This is a genomic window from Konateibacter massiliensis, assembly GCF_900184995.1.
GTDB classification, from domain to species: Bacteria; Bacillota; Clostridia; order Lachnospirales; family Lachnospiraceae; genus Lachnotalea; species Lachnotalea massiliensis.
This window is the reverse complement of the sequence record NZ_LT860099.1, coordinates 1,828,842-1,845,032: the sequence shown is the minus strand read 5'-3', so window position 1 is coordinate 1,845,032 and position 16,191 is coordinate 1,828,842. Positions and strand designations below refer to the sequence as shown.

Here is a 16,191-nt window from a genome sequence, read left to right as displayed (position 1 = left end):
GGGAAAGTAAATGGACGTTAGAAATTGTCGAAAATGTAAAAAGTTGTTTAACTATATCGGGGGACCACAAATTTGTCCTACCTGTGCCGCGCTGGCTGAGGATGAGTTCCAGAAAGTAAAAGAATATTTAAGAGAACATCCAAAGGCAACGATGGGAATGATTTCTGAGGAAAATGAAGTGAGCATTCAGCAGATTAAGCAATGGGTCAGAGAGGAAAGACTTACGTTTACAGAGGATTCACCGGTGGCAATCGAGTGTGAGAACTGTGGAACGATGATTCGGACAGGCAAGTACTGTGCAAAATGCAAAGCAACGCTTGCCAACTCGATGAACCAAGCGATTCAGAAGCCGAAAGCAATTATGCCAGAGGTGAAAAAGGCAGAGAAAGAAAAAGAAAGAATGCGATTTTTAGATAGAAGATAATCTTCTCCCCGCAACTTATCGCTAGTTGTGGGGAGTTTTGCGATAATAAAAAACTTTCCATTAAGTATTTAATATGTTATAATCAAGCTGATGTCTATAAGAAAGCGCATAAGAGGTGACATATGCTAAATGAAGATAGAATTAAATTGATGACGAGGATGGCAGCGTATGAAGCGCGAGAGGGAAAAGAAGAAATACCGGTCTCGAAATTTTTCCGAATTGATTTTGTTACATCAAATATGTTAAAAACTGCTATCAGTACAACGATTGCATTTTGTATTATTGCAGCTATGTGGGCGGGCTATCATGCAGAGTTTTTAATGGAAAATATTCATAAGATGGATTTGCTTGAATTCAGTGGAACTATATTGAAATACTATCTTATTTTTATGGCAGTATACTTGACTGCCGCCTATTTTGTCTATATGATACGTTATAAAAGGGCGAAAATGGGTGTGAAAAAATATTATGGGCAATTGAAAAGGCTGAGCAGATTATATGAAAAAGAAGACTATAAAAATGACAGTAGAAAAAGCTTAGGAGGTAAGACTGAACATGACCGTTTTACTGGAATTTAGAGAAAAGCTTAAAATGCTTTACGGCAAATATGATTTTTATATTAGGCCGATTATAAAATGTATTGTGACCTTTATTACTTTGACTACGATAAATGCTAATATTGGATTTATGACAAAGCTTAAGAACCCGGTTCTTGTTATTATCATTGCTCTGGCATCCACGTTTCTGCCGTTTAATGCGGTGCTCATATTGGCAGCGATATTTATGATAGCGCATTTTTATGCGGCATCTCTGCCGGTCGCAGTTGTGGCATTGGCACTAATCCTGCTTATGTTTTTATTGTATTACCGTTTTTCCCCCAAGGAAAGCTATCTGGTTTTGCTGACTCCGATTGCATTTATGCTTCGGATACCTTACGTGATTCCTCTGGCGGCAGGGCTGGTGGGAACCCCCTTATCTGCGTTTCCGGTATCGTTCGGTGTTGTTTTGTATTACCTGATGTATTCTGTAAAGCAGAACTCTTCCGTAATTAACAATTCAGAAGCAAGTGACATGCTGCAGACCTATACCTATCTGATTGATAACATTATAAATAATAAGGATATGCTAGTTTATATTCTGGCATTTACGGTAACCATCTTAGTAGTATATTTTATTCGCAGAATGTCGGTTGATTATTCTTGGAGTATTGCAATCGGTCTCGGTGCGATGACGAATGTACTTATCATGCTTGTATGTGATTATATGATGAACATTTCCTATAGTATTTTGGGAATGCTGATCGGGATGATTTTCTCGGTTGCTCTCGCATTTGGTGTGAAATTTATGACCTTTAATGTGGACTATACCAGAGTGGAGCATGTCCAGTTTGAGGATGACGAATATTATTACTATGTAAAAGCGGTGCCGAAGGTGAGCATCACAACAAGAGAAAAGAAAGTAAAACGAATTAATTCGCAGAGAAAACATACGAAGAGAACAGCGCTTTCCATGACGGAAGAAATAGACTTGGAGAAAGAATTAGATAAATTGAAATAAAAGCGGAAGGGTGTGATGAGATGAGCGCGATACAAAATTTTATAGATAACTACTTATATGGATTATCCCTTCCAGATATTAAAATTACTGATTTTGTAGAAATATTTATTATTGCATTTGTACTCTACGAAATCATGCTGTGGGTAAAGAATACAAGGGCATGGATGCTCTTTAAAGGCATTATATTTCTGATGGTTTTCATCTTATTTGCAGCCGTGTTTGAAATGAATACGATATTGTGGATTGCCAGTAAGACAATTAACGTCGGCATTATTGCCGTTATTATCATTTTTCAGCCAGAGCTTCGTAAGGCACTTGAACAGCTTGGAAGAAAGAATATATTGACAAGTCTTTTTCCGATTGATACACAGCGAAACGGTGAAGAACGTTTCAGTGATAAGACGGTAAATGAAATTACAAAAGCAGTTTTTGAGATGGGTAGTGTCCGTACAGGGGCACTTATTGTGATTGAGCGGGATATTAGTCTGGCAGATTATGAAAATACAGGGATTGCAGTAGATTCACTTATTTCGAGCCAGTTACTAATCAATATATTTGAGCATAATACTCCGTTGCATGACGGAGCTATTATCGTACGGGGGAATCGTGTTGCGGCGGCGACTTGTTATTTGCCCTTATCCGACAATATGGGGCTTAGCAAAGAACTTGGAACAAGGCATCGCGCAGGTGTCGGCATCAGCGAGGTTTCCGATTCTATGACCATTATTGTTTCGGAGGAGACCGGCAAGGTATCCATTGCGATGGGCGGTGAGCTGACTCGCAGTGTGGATGCAGAGTATCTGAGGAAAAGACTCTTTGATTTTCAGGATAAGAGTACAGAGGGCGGAAGATTTAGAAAAACGAAAGGAAGGGTTAAGAATGAAAAGAAATCTAACTCATAACTGGGGACTCAAAATCATTTCGATCCTGTTTGCAATTATTCTATGGTTGGTTGTTGTAAATATTATTGACCCTGTGGAGTCAAAATCTTTCAATAATATTCAGGTAACGGTGGAAAATGAATCGATTATCAAGGACCAGGGAAAGGTATATGATATTATTGATAACAGCGATGTTATCGGTATAACGGTGAAGGGCAGAAGATCTGCACTTTCCAAGATGAAAGCATCTGATTTTCAAGCGGTTGCGGACATGGCAGAAATGATAGTGATAGATACCGTTCCGATTGAGGTGACGGCGGTAAAAAACAGTGATAAAATCAAGGAAATTACGCCGAAGACCAGGACCCTGAAGATTAGTGTGGAGGATTCTGCCACAAAGCAGTTTGCAATCAGTACGAGTATTTCAGGTACACTGGAGGAGGGCTATGCAGTGGGTGATATTACTGTGAATCCGAGTGTACTGAAGGTGACGGGAGCGGCTTCCGTTGTAAATAAAATCAGCAGAGTTGCAGTTACGATAGACGTAAGCGGTATCAGCGGCGTTGATACGATAAATAATACTTATACACCGAAGTTTTATGACAGTGACGGAGATGTAATAGAGGCGACAAGCCTGGAATATAAAAATGAGGATATAGCGGTATCGGTTGACTTGCTCAGAACAAAAGAAATCAGTGTGAGCTTTAGTGTAAAGGGAACACCCGCAGCAGACTATCAATATATAGAAACAGTTTCTTCCCCAGATACAATCACGATAGCAGGGGAGCCGGAATATTTGTCGGCAATTTCTTCTTTGGATATCAAAAATGATGTGGTGGATATAAGCAATGCGACAGATAATGTCCAGCAGAGCATTGATATAACCGGGGAACTGCCAAGCACCGTAAGATTAGTAGACAGCAGCGAGGCACTTATACTTGTAACTGCCATTATTGAAAAGCTGGAAACAAAAGAGATTGAGGTAGCAAAGAGTAATATACAGATTTTAAACCTTTCATCAAAATATACGATGAATTTTGCAAACAATGATAATCTTATTGTTTCAATAAAAGGGCTGCCGGACAAGATAAGTGAGATTACAGCAGATGATTTGACGGTAAGTATTGATTTGGCAGGTATAGGGGAGACTGGAACCAAGACCGTACCTGTTGATGTGACACTCGCAGATGGAATAGAAGCTGAACTGGCAGATGAGGTCGCGGTCAATATAGTGTTGACAAGAAACAATACGGGTACGAGCAAAACCTCAAATCTTAATTAAAAATAAATGGAGAGAAAAAATGGGTAGATTATTTGGAACAGATGGAGTCAGAGGAGTTGCAAACAGCGAATTGACGATAGATCTTGCCATGAAGCTTGGACAGGCAGGCGCTTATGTTCTGACAAAGGAGAATGCACATAAACCTACGATTATTGTAGGCTGTGATACGAGAATATCAGGGGGAATGCTAGCGAATGCACTGATGGCAGGCATCTGCTCTGTTGGCGCAAATGCAGTGTATTTAGGTGTTGTTCCTACTCCGGCGGTTGCATATTTGACGAGAAAATACAAGGTGGATGCGGGCGTTGTTATTTCTGCTTCCCACAATCCAATGGAATTTAATGGAATTAAATTTTTTAACTCAGAGGGTTATAAGTTGTCCGATGCGCTCGAGGATGAAATTGAGGCACTGATTCGGAATGATATGAATAATGTAAGTATGCCGATTGGAGCAGAGATAGGAAGAGTGGAGTACAGAGAGGATGCAAAGGAAGCTTATGTGGATTTTGCAAAATCGGTTGTAGATGTAGATTTGACAGGTATTCGTATTGTGGCGGACTGTGCGGAAGGTGCTGCGTACTATACAGCAGTTGAGACACTGAAGGAAATGGGAGCTGACGTTGTTGCAATACATACAAAGCCCGACGGTACAAATATTAATGCCAACTGTGGTTCAACCCATATGGAAGAATTGCAGGCGAGAGTTGTCTATGAGAAAGCGGCACTTGGACTTGCTTTTGACGGGGATGCCGACAGACTTCTGGCGGTGGATGAAAACGGAAAGCTTGTAGACGGCGATGAATTGATGGCAATTTGCGGTAACTATTTGAAAGAGACCGGAAGACTGAAAAAAGATACAATAGTTGCCACTGTTATGAGCAACTTAGGTTTTATGCTCATGGGACAGAAAAATGGCGTGAATATCGAGCAGACGAAGGTCGGAGACCGCTATGTTTTGGAAAGAATGATAGAGATAGGTGCAAACCTCGGCGGAGAACAGTCGGGACATATTATTTTCTTGGATGAAAATACAACCGGTGACGGTCTTATCAGTGCCCTTCATTTATTAGAGGTTGTTGTTAAGACAAAGAAGCCGCTGTCCGAGCTTGCATCCGTTATGGAGGTAATGCCTCAGGCATTAGTCAATGCTAAGGTTCCGAACCACAAAAAGGACAAATACATGGACTATCCTGAAATTGCAGGTTCAATCAAAAGTATTGAGGAAATGTTTGCCGGTGAGGGAAGAGTACTGATTCGTCCATCCGGCACAGAACCGCTCGTGCGTGTTATGATTGAAGGGAAAGACCAGAAGGTAATTGATGAAGAAGCTTCCAAGCTTGCGAAACTTATAACAAAAACAATGTTATAATGTCGTTAGACATTATAACCCCGAATGGGAATAACAAATGAATTACGAAGTAATTCAATTATAATGTCGTTAGACATTATAACCCCGAATGGGAATAACAAATGAATTACGAAGTAATTCAATATAATGTCGTTAGACATTATAACCCCGAATGGGAATAAATGGCGAATTACAAAGTAATTCTATAACTGGAGGTATGGCGCAATGGTGAGTCAGAAAGTGATTATTAAAAATCCAACAGGCTTACATTTAAGACCGGCAGGAATTTTATGTAAGGAAGCAATGCAGTTTAAATGTCTTATTACATTCAGCTATTGGGGAAACACTGCAAATGCAAAGAGCGTATTGAGTGTATTGGGTGCGTGTGTAAAATGCGGAGATGAAATAGAACTGATTTGTGATGGTGAGGACGAGGAAGCAGCGTTAAAGGCACTTGTGGAAGCTGTGGAGAGCGGATTGGGTGAGTAGAATGAAGCCATATAAGAGGTTATTAGGGAAATACGGGAGAATTTTTATACTTTTTTGCATCGTGGTATCCGTTCTTGGAATTATAGGCAGCTATCTTTTTCCGAATGAATCGTTTTATGATATTGATGTAAATATGGAAGAAAACTCTGATTTTACACTTCCTTTGGATAAGGGAAGTGTAGTGGAATATAAATGTAACACAGGTACAAAGCCGATGGCGGGAATACAGGTGTGGATATCCAAGGAAGGCGCCGAGTTTACAGACGGTAAAATAGTATATGAGGTTTACAACGGTGATGGCACAATCCTTCTTGGAACAGGTGAACAGCCACTCGTGGATATTTTGGATAAACAATTTGTCTACCTGCCTTTTAAGGGGATGGAAGAGTGTAACGGAGATTTGACAATTCGTTTTTCCTTTACGGGAAGCGAGGACACTGTTCCGGTATTGCTTGCAAACCAGACAGAGGTTGAAGAGGCAAGCACCAGTGTAGATGGCAATGCAATTACGGGAAATATCAAGTCAAGCTATATTTATATCAACTATACCCATCCACTGGTATTTGATTTGAAGGTTATTCTGGCTATCTTTGTCACCGTATTTTTCACATTGGGAACTAAGAAGAAACAGAAAGTGAACGAAGCATTATGGATAAAATAAGTACGAAATGGGTAAAAAACGGAATTATTGTTCTTGGAATTGTGGCGTTAGCTTTTTTGATAGAGTGCCTTGGCTTTAACTGGCACTCTATTTTCCATGCAAATAAAACAGCAGCCTTTGATTTGGGGCAGAGCAGTGAAGCGATTGGAATTGAGCAGGGAGAAACCTTGGTTCCTCTCACGGATGAAGAGATTCAGGAAATTGAGTTAAATAAAGAAAATGCAAAGCTGCTGGCAGAAATTAACGGCGAAGAATATGTGGAGACGGTTGATCCTAGCTTAATTGATGACAATGGCACATTATCCAGAAAGGTTTACACGACCAACATTACGATAGACATGGGAGAGGAATACTATGTAAAAAAGTTTTCCATCGCTTACCCGACAGAAGCAAATTTAGGTTATGAGATAAATCTTGTAAATGGTGAGAAGGAGAGCGATACTATTTATGATACGCTCAATTATCGCCTGAAGCAAGGGACAACCAATGTAAATGAAACGGGCGATAAGATGGTTGTGAATCTTAAGACAAGCAGTGCATTTACTCCTCAAGGCATGATTATAACAATCAGTAACGAATTTCAGATTAACCATTTAAGGGTTATCTTTCTGATAGGAGGAATGCTTGCAATTGCCTTCTTGGTTTTCAATAGGAGAATATTTCAAAAGAGGCTGGAAATTGCCTTTGCGATATTTTCCCTCTTATTTGGAATTTTTATCATTGTATTTGATGGAACGAATCAGTTAAGTTGGGACGAGTATGTGCATTATGAGAATGCTTACCGGGCTTCTTTTGGACAGACAATTGAATATACGGAGGCTTCCATTCAGATGAAGGGAAGAATCATGCCAAGCTTTGATACGTTGGAAGAGAAAAAGCTGATAGCGGCATATGCGCAGGAGAGAAATGACTATTCTGTGGCAGATATAAAAAACCAGCAGCGTTTTGTGCAGTATAACGTGAGAGCATACCTTCCGCAGTCCATTATGCTTGCGATGGCAAGGGTATTAAATCTTTCGTTTGCCTCCGCCTATATGCTTGGAAAACTGGGAAATTTATTGTTTTACACCATCATCATGGCGCTTGCAATCCGTATATCCAAGGTTGGGAAAATATACATTGCGATAATCGGGCTGCTTCCGACACCGCTGTTTCTCGCGTCGGTCTATGCCTATGATGCGGTTATCACCGCATTGGTATTTCTGGGCTTTGTAATATGGCTGAATGAAATTCTGGATAAAGAAAAGAAGCTGGAATGGTATACAGCACTTGCGATGATTTTATGCTTTGTTGTGGGAACTTGGTCAAAGACTATTTACATGGTGATGATGCTTCTGCTCTGTTTTCTGCCAAAGGAAAAATTTGACGGCAAGCTAAGGAGCGGTCTGTTTCGTGCGGGAGTGGTTGTCATTGTGGGATTGCTTCTCATTACGATTTATAAGTCGCCGATAGAGGCAACGGGTGCAACGGCTGATTTGCAGAGCAACACAGCATATCTTGGCGATATCAGGGCGCAGGGAGCTAATCTTGAGGATCAGGCTAAGTATGTTCTCTCCCAGCCGCTTGCTTATACAAAGGTTTTACTTCGCAGCCTTAAAAACTCAGCCTTCGACTATCTGCTTGGTACCTCGACATGGCTGCTATATGGCTATGTAGGACGTTTTCCAACGGTATTTGCAGCACTTACAAGTCTGCTTATTCTGGGTGCTTCTTTGTTTCAGACAAAGGAAGACAGGCAGTATGTACTTGCTGCTAAATGGAAGGTGTTACTTGGCGTGATGGCGTTTGGGATGGCAAGCCTTATCTGGACAGGCTTGTATGTCACCTTTACGAAGGTAGGGGCAAATTATATCAGCGGAGTGCAGGGAAGATATTATATCCCGTTTATCCTGCCACTTATGTTTGTGTTCAAGAATAATAAATGCAAGCTAAATATAAGTACGGAAGTATTTCATAAAGCAGTGTTTGCAATTCTTATATTTATTAATTTATACGGAACCTATGTGTATTTCTTAAAGCCACATTGTTTCTAAAATCAATGCGCAGGGGATAGAGGTTTACCCTGCGCATTTTAGCAAGGAGAGTTATACATGGATAAAAAAAGATTGGTCATAAATTTATCAGCTCAGATGATTTCTATCTTCGTGAGTCTTGGAATTGGTTTTGTTCTGACGCCCTATATTGTAAATCAGATTGGGGAGGCGGCATACAGTTATGTGAAGATATCGAATGATTTTGTGTCCTATGCACAGATATTGGTATCTGCGTTGAACACAATGGCGAGTAGATTTATCACGATTAATATACACCAGAAGAATTACAAGGAGGCTAACAAATATTTTTCGTCGGTCTTTTTTTCCAATATTATTATAAGTGCGGTTTTGGTTGTCCCTTCTGTTATTTTAGTTTTATTCCTGGACAATCTTCTGGATATAGAGTCTGGATTGGTTGCGGACGTAAAATTGCTGTTTTTCTTTATTTTCTTAAATTTTTTTATCAGCATTATTGCGTCGATTTTCAGTGTCGCTACTTATGCCAAAGACCGTTTAGACTTACTTGCGATTAAGATGATTCAGACAGAGCTGATTCGTGCCGCTATCCTGCTCGTTTCTTACGTGTTTTTCAGACCGTATTTATGGTATACCGGAGTGGCATCAATTGTGTGTACTATCTTTTTGGCATTTGCAAATCGAAAATTTACAAAACGGTTGCTTCCGGAGATAAAGGTCAGCACAAAGGATTTTGACGTAGGGAAAATATGGGAGCTTGTTTCGCTAGGGCTTTGGAATTCCATCACAAGGCTTGGGCAAGTGCTTTTGGAGCAGCTTGATGTACTTATTGCCAATATCTTTATATCGGGGGCAGCAGGTGGACTGCTCGCCATCGCAAAGACGATTCCTGGGATGATAAGCAGTAATTTTATGGGAGGTATTATCGGTATCTTTAATCCTCAGATTACGATTGCCTATGCAAAGGGGAATAAGGAGGAGCTGGTGCAGGTAATAAAAAGCTGTAACCGTATGCTTATCTTTTTGCTCAGTATTCCATTGGCATTTCTTACCGCTTACGGAATGGAATTTTATCAGCTTTGGATGCCGAAGAAGGATACAAAGGCACTGTTTGAGCTGACAATTTTAACGATTGGCACACTATATGTGAGCATGAGCATACAGGTGCTTTACCATGTTTTCATCATCACAAAGAGAGTGAAGGAAAATGCAATCGTCATGCTGCTATCCGGTATGATGACAACGCTTATTGTATTTATTCTTTTAAAAAATACAAATTTAGGAATCTATGCGGTTGCCGGGGTGAGTACCGCAATCGGTTTGCTTCGAAACTTGACGTTTACACCGATGTTTGCGGCAAAATCACTTGGAGTAAAATGGTATCGTTTTTACAGTGATATCGGGCTTGGCTTTGTCTCAATCGGAAGCATTGTTATACTGGGGGTGCTGTCCAAGATGCTTATCCCCATTGATAGTTGGTTTCGTCTGTTTGCGGTGGGAATACCGACGGGTGTGCTTGCGCTGGTTGTAAATTACTTTATTATTTTGACAAGAACGGAGAGGGAAATTCTTGCAGAAAAGGTGAAAAATGCTCTTGGAAATATAAAGAAGAGCTGATTGATAAAATAACGGAGGTGCGGCTATGCAGTTAGAGCTTGCGTGGAGGGCATTTGTGAGTCTTCCAAAGATTGTATTTTGGAAAATAAAATATCGGCACCGCTTATCTATAAGCTGGGTTCAGGCGCTTGACAAGGGTTTTGTACTGCGTATCTCGCCAAAAGCAAAGCTCGTAATCGGAAAAGAGCTGGTGACCCGGACGAACGTGACGCTGCGTGCAGAGGAAGGAAGCCTAAATATCGGCGATAAGTGTTTTTTAAATAATGGCGTGTCGATTACTTGTATGGAGGAAGTTTCCATCGGTGACGGCTGTCAGATTGCCAATCATGTCGTGATTGTCGACCATGACCATGATTACCGCAATTCCTTAAAAGGTTTTACTAAGGAAAAGGTAGTAATCGGAAAAAATGTATGGATTGGAGCAAACTGTGTTATTTTAAAGGGAAGCCGGATCGGTGACAACAGTGTAATAGCCGCCGGAAGTGTGGTGAAGGGAGAGGTTCCCGCCGATACGCTTTATTATCAAAAGAGGGAAGCGGTTTGTAAAAAAGTGAGAGAGATGCGTTAGGAGAGAGCAATGATAAGTATTATCGTTCCGGTTTACAATAGTGAGAAAACGTTGCATAAATGTGTGGACAGCCTGCTTGCGCAGACTTATTCTGATATTGAAATTTTGCTGATTATCGACGGGCCGACCGATTCTTCGGTGGAAATCGGAAGGGCTTATGAAGTCAAAGACTCGCGTGTTCGGGTGATACAAAAAGAAAATGAGGGTGTATCCAAAGCCAGAAATACAGGACTTTTCCATGCAAAGGGAGAGTATATTCAGTTTGTGGACAGCGATGATTATATTGCAGAAAATATGTGTGAGTGTTTGCTTCGAAATGTGGAAAAGTCAGGCGCACAGATGGCAATCTGTGGATATCACCATCTTTTTTTGGAACGGGATATTATAAAGGTGCCCGAGCAATCTGTGCTTGTTTTAAAGGATAGACCGGATGAATTCTTGAGGCTCTATGAGTGCGGCTATTTGAATATGCCTTGGAATAAGCTTTTTAAGAAAGAAGTTGTGGAGAATGTATTTGAGGAAAACTTGAGTCTGGGGGAGGATTTGCTGTTCAATCTTGATTATATGAAGCGGATTGATAAAATTGTCTTGCTGAGTGAGCCACTTTATTTTTACATTCAAAAGAATGGTCAGGACAATCTTTCCACTAAAAAGCGAAAGGATAAGTACGAAATCGCCGTGAAACTTTGTGAGGCGGTGAAGGAGAACTATGAGAAGCTCCTTTTGCAGGCAGGGCAGTCTGGTGATAAGGAAAAAATCAAGGCAGGAAACGCTGTGATTCATAAGCGGCTTATTCTGGAATTTTTGGATGAGATAGAAGGAATGGCATATGATAAGACGCTAACGAAGCAGGAGAAACTTGATACGATTGAGAAATATATGCAAGATGCTTATATACAGGCGGCAAATCAGGGTATTGGAAAATTACAGATTGATTATGCGATAATCAACTATTTCTTTTTAAGGAAGAAAAAGAATGCTGTGTATATACTAATCTATGTGCGGAAGTGGTGTCTTGCGCTTCTGAGAGGGCGGGCATAAGTCATAAAAAAGCGGACAAGTCCGCATTAAGCCTTCGCATCCCTCACTCAGGAGGGACTTGGCTGCCTATGTTTACAGATATGAAAATAGAAAGGGTTTATGACGATGGATAAGCTGATTAGCGTTGTGGTACCGGTTTATAACGTAGAAAACTATATAAGAAGATGTGTGGATTCCATTCTAAGGCAGAGCTATTCCAACTTAGAAATTATTCTGGTGGATGACGAATCACCGGATAACTGTCCGAATATCTGTGATGAATATGCAAAAAGCGATGCGAGACTCAAGGTGATTCATCAGAAAAATGCAGGATTATCAGGTGCGAGAAATGCCGGAATTGAGATTGCAAAGGGGGAGTTTATCGCCTTTGTGGATTCGGACGATTTTTTAGCGGAGGACTTTATTGAGACGCTCTACAAGGCGGTTGCTGACACAGACAGCGATATTGCGATATGTAAATATGAATATGTAAAAGATGGCTGCATGACTCAGAGCCATAAACCAGGCGAGCGTCAAGTCTATTCAAATATTCAGACGATAGAAAATATGTATTCACCGGACGGAGCGTTCTTTGTGGTGGCTTGGAATAAGCTCTATAGAAGAGACTTGTTTACCTCAATCCGCTATCCCAAGGGCCGGATTCACGAGGATGAGGCAACAACACATAAGTTGTATTATGAGGCAAAACAGACGGTTTTTGTAGACCGCTTTTTATATGGATATTTTGTGGATGGGGAGAGTATCACGAGAAAGAAATTTAACCGAAACCGTCTTGATTGGGCATGGTCTGTGGAGCAGCGTCTTGATTTTTTGGAAGAAAAAGGTTTGCATAATATTCTTCCGACGGCAATCAGAGCCTATGCGGATGGCGTGATTGATTTGTATTTTCAATGCAGAGAGCTATTGCCAGATTCAGCGCAGGAGCAGAGCGAGTTGAAAAGAAAGGTGAGAGAGGCAGAAAAACGGATAAAAAAATACGGAAGTTTGCCTGTTAAGACAAGGATTGGATATTTTCTGTTTCAGGTGACACCAAGTCTTTACAAAAGATTGTTAAAGACCTACTCGGCACCTGTTTTAAAGGAAAAGATGATGGAGCATTATGAAAAAGAGTAAGGAGAGGCTTTTATGAGTACGAAGGTAAGCGTTATTGTGCCGGTATATAACGTAGAACAATATTTGGATCGATGTGTCAAGAGTATACAGGAGCAGACGATGGAGGAGCTTGAAATTATTCTTGTGGATGATGGCTCCACGGATTCCTCCGGTAAAATGTGCGATGTATATGCAAACAGCGACCCTCGTATCTGGGTTGTACATAAAGAAAACGGTGGTCTCACCTCTGCATGGAAGACAGGCGTCAATCGTGCAACAGGAGAATTTGTGGGGTTTGTGGACAGCGATGACTGGGTGGATAAGGATATGTTTGCCACTCTGTATGAGCGGGCGAAGGAAAGTGATGCCGATTTGACCATTTGCGGACTTGTCTATGAATTTGAGGACGGCACAGCAGAGACAAAGACAGAAAGCTCTAAGCTTGCAGGAAAGGTTTATGAGAGGGCAGATATTGAAAAGGAAATATACCCAACCCTACTGAGCGACGGAAGCTTTTTTGGCAGAACGATACAGCCAGCTAGAGTAACAAAGCTCTACAGGCGGCAGATTGTATTGGATAATATGAAATATTGCAGCGACACCGTATCAATCGGTGAGGATTTGCAGCTCACATTTCCGGTACTCTGCGATGCGAAGCGGGTATGCATGATAGAGGACTATTTTCCGTACCACTATTGGATTAATGAGAAATCCATGACAGGCAGACATGATGAGCATTATGTGGTAAAGATTGCGGAGACAATGAATCAATTGCTGAATATCTCTATACAGAAAAATGTATATGACTTCTTTACCCAGATTACAAATGATTTTCTCTGCCTTACCATTCTTGGCATCAAAAGTGAGATTATGAAAAATTATAAATCAGGCTTTCGGACGGTTATTAAAAATCTGAAAAAAATATTTAATATGCCGGAGGTGAGGGAAGCGATACGGACCTATGATATGCCGCGGCTTTCTCTGGCTGAGAAAATTTATATCAAGCTGATTAAATTTAAACTATACCGCTGCTGTTTTTTCATTACATTTGTATTTTTTAAAATAAAAGGATAAAAAAGAATGTGGCAAGGCACAAGTAAGTGCAGGTCACATTCTTTTTAATTATTTTATTTAATCACAATCTTCTCGATCTGATGCATATCTGCCGCAACATCGGTGAAGGAGCTGAAATAGCTTCCGAAAATCTTTGTCGTTTTGGACAGACAAATCAAATCAATCAGGGCATCATGCATGCCTGCAACGCTGTTTCGCGACAGTGTTTTATTCTGGTTGGAAATAATGCTGTCAGGAAATTTTTCTCTCAATAAATTTTCTTCGTTTATATCATCGGTTGCGACATAGAACTTTGCGTCAGGATTGACGGCAAGCTCCTGCTCAATGGCGGTGACAAAGTTGTTTGTTTTGCTGCTCTCAATTGCCCAGGTATGGTCGGTTCTTCTGATGTGAACGCCCACACTGTTTTTCCCAAATTGAGAGGTGATTTTATCAATTCTAGACTGTATCTCGTCTGATGCCTGAAAAAAACGATAGTCGCTTGACGGATAGAAATGTTCCCAAGTAGAGATAAAAACATTTTTTTTCAGGGAATCGAAAAAGTCTTTGTTTAAAACGCCGTCCCTCTTATTATTCTCAATTGCTGTATTGTCAAAACGCTGGTTTGCGGAAAGCTGTAAAAACAGCTTTTTCAGATTAAAGTTTGAATAGATGTTAATCATCTTGATTTCGGATACCGGCTGAAACAAGGATTCAAACGGGCAATTGAGCTCGGCGTTATTCAGCCAGAGCACGGTTAGCTTGTCTCCGCGCTTCTTTGCCAACTCATATGCGGAATTTATTACCCTGATTCTATTGCATAAACCGCCGGAAGGTTGTATTATTATCATAGTATGTCCTGCTTTCAAATGGATTGATAAATTAAAATCTAATGAAAGCATTATACCATAAATTTTGACTGCATGGTAGTAGCTTTTATCAAATAGAATTGGAGATGCCAATAGTGAAAATACTTCAAGTAAATACAGTATGTGGTACGGGAAGTGTAGGCAGAATTGCCTTGGATTTATATAACGTAATTGAAAACAGTGGAAATGAATGTCGGATTGCCTATGGAAGAGGAAGCGCACCGGACGGGATTAAAACAGTTCATGTCAATTCAAAACTTGATTTTTACAGTCATGTGCTGTATCAGTTTGCAACCGGGGCGCACGGGTTTGCCTCAACCGACAGCACGAAAAAGTTGGTGGAAGAGATTGACAAATTCAGTCCGGATATTATACACTTGCATAATGTACATGGCTTCTATCTAAATATCGAGATTTTTTTTGAATACCTAAAAAGGCTTGATAAGCCGGTTATCTGGACACTTCACGATTGCTGGAGCTTTACGGGACATTGCGCCTATTTTGACTATGTGCAGTGCGATAAGTGGAAAACAGGATGTCATCATTGTGAGCAGTATAAAAGTGCTTATCCTTACGGTTTACTGCATGATAATTCTGTTTATAATTATAAAAGAAAAAAGGAGCTCTTTGGCGGGTTGAACAACATGACAATTGTAACGCCGAGCAGATGGCTTGAAAATTATGTAAACCAATCTTTCCTAAAAGATTATCCGGTCGAGGTAATCTATAACGGAATCGATTTAGAGCAGTTTAAGCCGATAGAGGGAGAGCTGACAAAACAGTATGACAACGGACAGCATATCATACTCGGTGTTGCAAATATGTGGGAAGCAAGGAAAGGGCTGAAATATTTTATCGAGCTTGCTAAGAGACTTCCAAAGGATTACCGGATTATGCTGGTAGGGTTGAGTGAAAAACAAAAAAAGGAGCTTCCGGCGAACATAACGGGCATTACGAGGACGCAGAATGTCAATGAGCTGGCACAGCTTTATTCCCTTGCATCCGTGTATGTCAATGCGACGCTTGAGGACAATTTTCCGACGACGAACCTGGAGGCACTTGCCTGCGGTACCCCTGTCATTACATTTGCGACAGGCGGCAGTGTGGAGTCTGTCGATGAGGAATGTGGAAGGGTTGTGCCAAAGGGCGATATAGATGAGCTTTGCGAAGCGATTGAATATGTCTGTACCCACAGAGAAGAATTTGGAAAGTGCCTTGAAAAAGCACAGAAATATAATAAAAATGACAGATTTGAAGAATACATGGATTTGTACAGGAAAGTATATGAGGATAAATAAGA

General features: G+C 40.6%; 16 protein-coding genes. 15 read left to right on the top strand and 1 reads right to left on the bottom strand.

Annotated features, from left to right (window positions below; all coding sequences use genetic code 11):
- Positions 1–10 precede the first annotated feature (10 nt).
- From CTY48_RS14345 to CTY48_RS14280, 14 genes are all read left to right on the top strand, one after another.
- Positions 11–424, top strand: a complete 414-nt coding sequence (locus CTY48_RS14345) for a flagellar protein (RefSeq protein WP_099469156.1) — start codon at positions 11–13, stop codon at positions 422–424.
- 122 nt (positions 425–546) lie between these two features.
- On the top strand, positions 547–1,002 hold the full coding sequence (locus CTY48_RS14340) for a hypothetical protein (protein ID WP_099469155.1): 456 nt from the start codon (positions 547–549) through the stop codon (positions 1,000–1,002).
- Complete coding sequence (locus CTY48_RS14335; RefSeq protein ID WP_099469154.1) at positions 980–1,981, top strand: hypothetical protein; 1,002 nt, start codon at positions 980–982, stop codon at positions 1,979–1,981. The genes CTY48_RS14340 and CTY48_RS14335 overlap by 23 nt, the downstream gene beginning before the upstream one ends.
- Positions 1,982–2,001: 20 nt before the next feature.
- Complete coding sequence (cdaA, locus tag CTY48_RS14330) at positions 2,002–2,883, top strand: diadenylate cyclase CdaA (RefSeq protein ID WP_099469153.1); 882 nt, start codon at positions 2,002–2,004, stop codon at positions 2,881–2,883.
- Entirely contained in the window at positions 2,861–4,144 is a 1,284-nt protein-coding gene (locus CTY48_RS14325) for a CdaR family protein (protein ID WP_099469152.1), read from the top strand. Before cdaA ends, CTY48_RS14325 begins: the two co-directional genes overlap by 23 nt.
- 19 nt (positions 4,145–4,163) lie before the next feature.
- Positions 4,164–5,513 (top strand): phosphoglucosamine mutase, encoded by a 1,350-nt coding sequence (gene glmM, locus CTY48_RS14320; protein WP_099469151.1) that lies wholly within the window; start codon positions 4,164–4,166, stop codon positions 5,511–5,513.
- Between the two features lie 204 nt (positions 5,514–5,717).
- Positions 5,718–5,981, top strand: coding sequence for an HPr family phosphocarrier protein (locus CTY48_RS14315; protein ID WP_099469150.1), 264 nt, complete (start codon positions 5,718–5,720; stop codon positions 5,979–5,981).
- Positions 5,974–6,642: a hypothetical protein gene (locus tag CTY48_RS14310; protein ID WP_180272736.1), complete on the top strand. Its 669-nt coding sequence runs from the start codon at positions 5,974–5,976 to the stop codon at positions 6,640–6,642. Before CTY48_RS14315 ends, CTY48_RS14310 begins: the two co-directional genes overlap by 8 nt.
- Entirely contained in the window at positions 6,630–8,675 is a 2,046-nt protein-coding gene (locus CTY48_RS14305) for a DUF2142 domain-containing protein (RefSeq protein ID WP_099469148.1), read from the top strand. The genes CTY48_RS14310 and CTY48_RS14305 overlap by 13 nt, the downstream gene beginning before the upstream one ends.
- Positions 8,676–8,732: 57 nt before the next feature.
- Positions 8,733–10,268, top strand: a complete 1,536-nt coding sequence (locus CTY48_RS14300) for a lipopolysaccharide biosynthesis protein (RefSeq protein ID WP_099469147.1) — start codon at positions 8,733–8,735, stop codon at positions 10,266–10,268.
- A 25-nt stretch (positions 10,269–10,293) separates the two neighbouring features.
- Positions 10,294–10,836 carry an acyltransferase gene (locus CTY48_RS14295; protein ID WP_236354944.1) on the top strand — a complete coding sequence of 181 codons (543 nt, stop codon included), beginning with the start codon at positions 10,294–10,296 and terminating at the stop codon, positions 10,834–10,836.
- 9 nt (positions 10,837–10,845) lie between these two features.
- Positions 10,846–11,877 (top strand): glycosyltransferase family 2 protein, encoded by a 1,032-nt coding sequence (locus CTY48_RS14290; RefSeq protein ID WP_099469146.1) that lies wholly within the window; start codon positions 10,846–10,848, stop codon positions 11,875–11,877.
- Positions 11,878–11,982: 105 nt separating this feature from the next.
- Complete coding sequence (locus tag CTY48_RS14285) at positions 11,983–12,990, top strand: glycosyltransferase family 2 protein (protein ID WP_180272735.1); 1,008 nt, start codon at positions 11,983–11,985, stop codon at positions 12,988–12,990.
- Positions 12,991–13,002: 12 nt separating this feature from the next.
- A complete protein-coding gene (locus CTY48_RS14280) occupies positions 13,003–14,043 on the top strand; it encodes a glycosyltransferase family 2 protein (RefSeq protein WP_099469144.1) in 1,041 nt (346 codons plus the stop codon).
- Positions 14,044–14,096: 53 nt separating this feature from the next.
- On the opposite strand, the gene CTY48_RS14275 is transcribed toward CTY48_RS14280, so the two are convergent.
- The gene (locus CTY48_RS14275) at positions 14,097–14,873 is read right to left on the bottom strand and encodes an O-fucosyltransferase family protein (RefSeq protein WP_099469143.1); all 777 of its coding nucleotides are present in this window, start codon (positions 14,871–14,873) and stop codon (positions 14,097–14,099) included.
- A 113-nt stretch (positions 14,874–14,986) separates the two neighbouring features.
- On the opposite strand from CTY48_RS14275, the gene CTY48_RS14270 reads away from it, so the two are divergent.
- Positions 14,987–16,189 carry a glycosyltransferase gene (locus tag CTY48_RS14270; protein WP_099469142.1) on the top strand — a complete coding sequence of 401 codons (1,203 nt, stop codon included), beginning with the start codon at positions 14,987–14,989 and terminating at the stop codon, positions 16,187–16,189.
- Positions 16,190–16,191 lie beyond the last annotated feature (2 nt).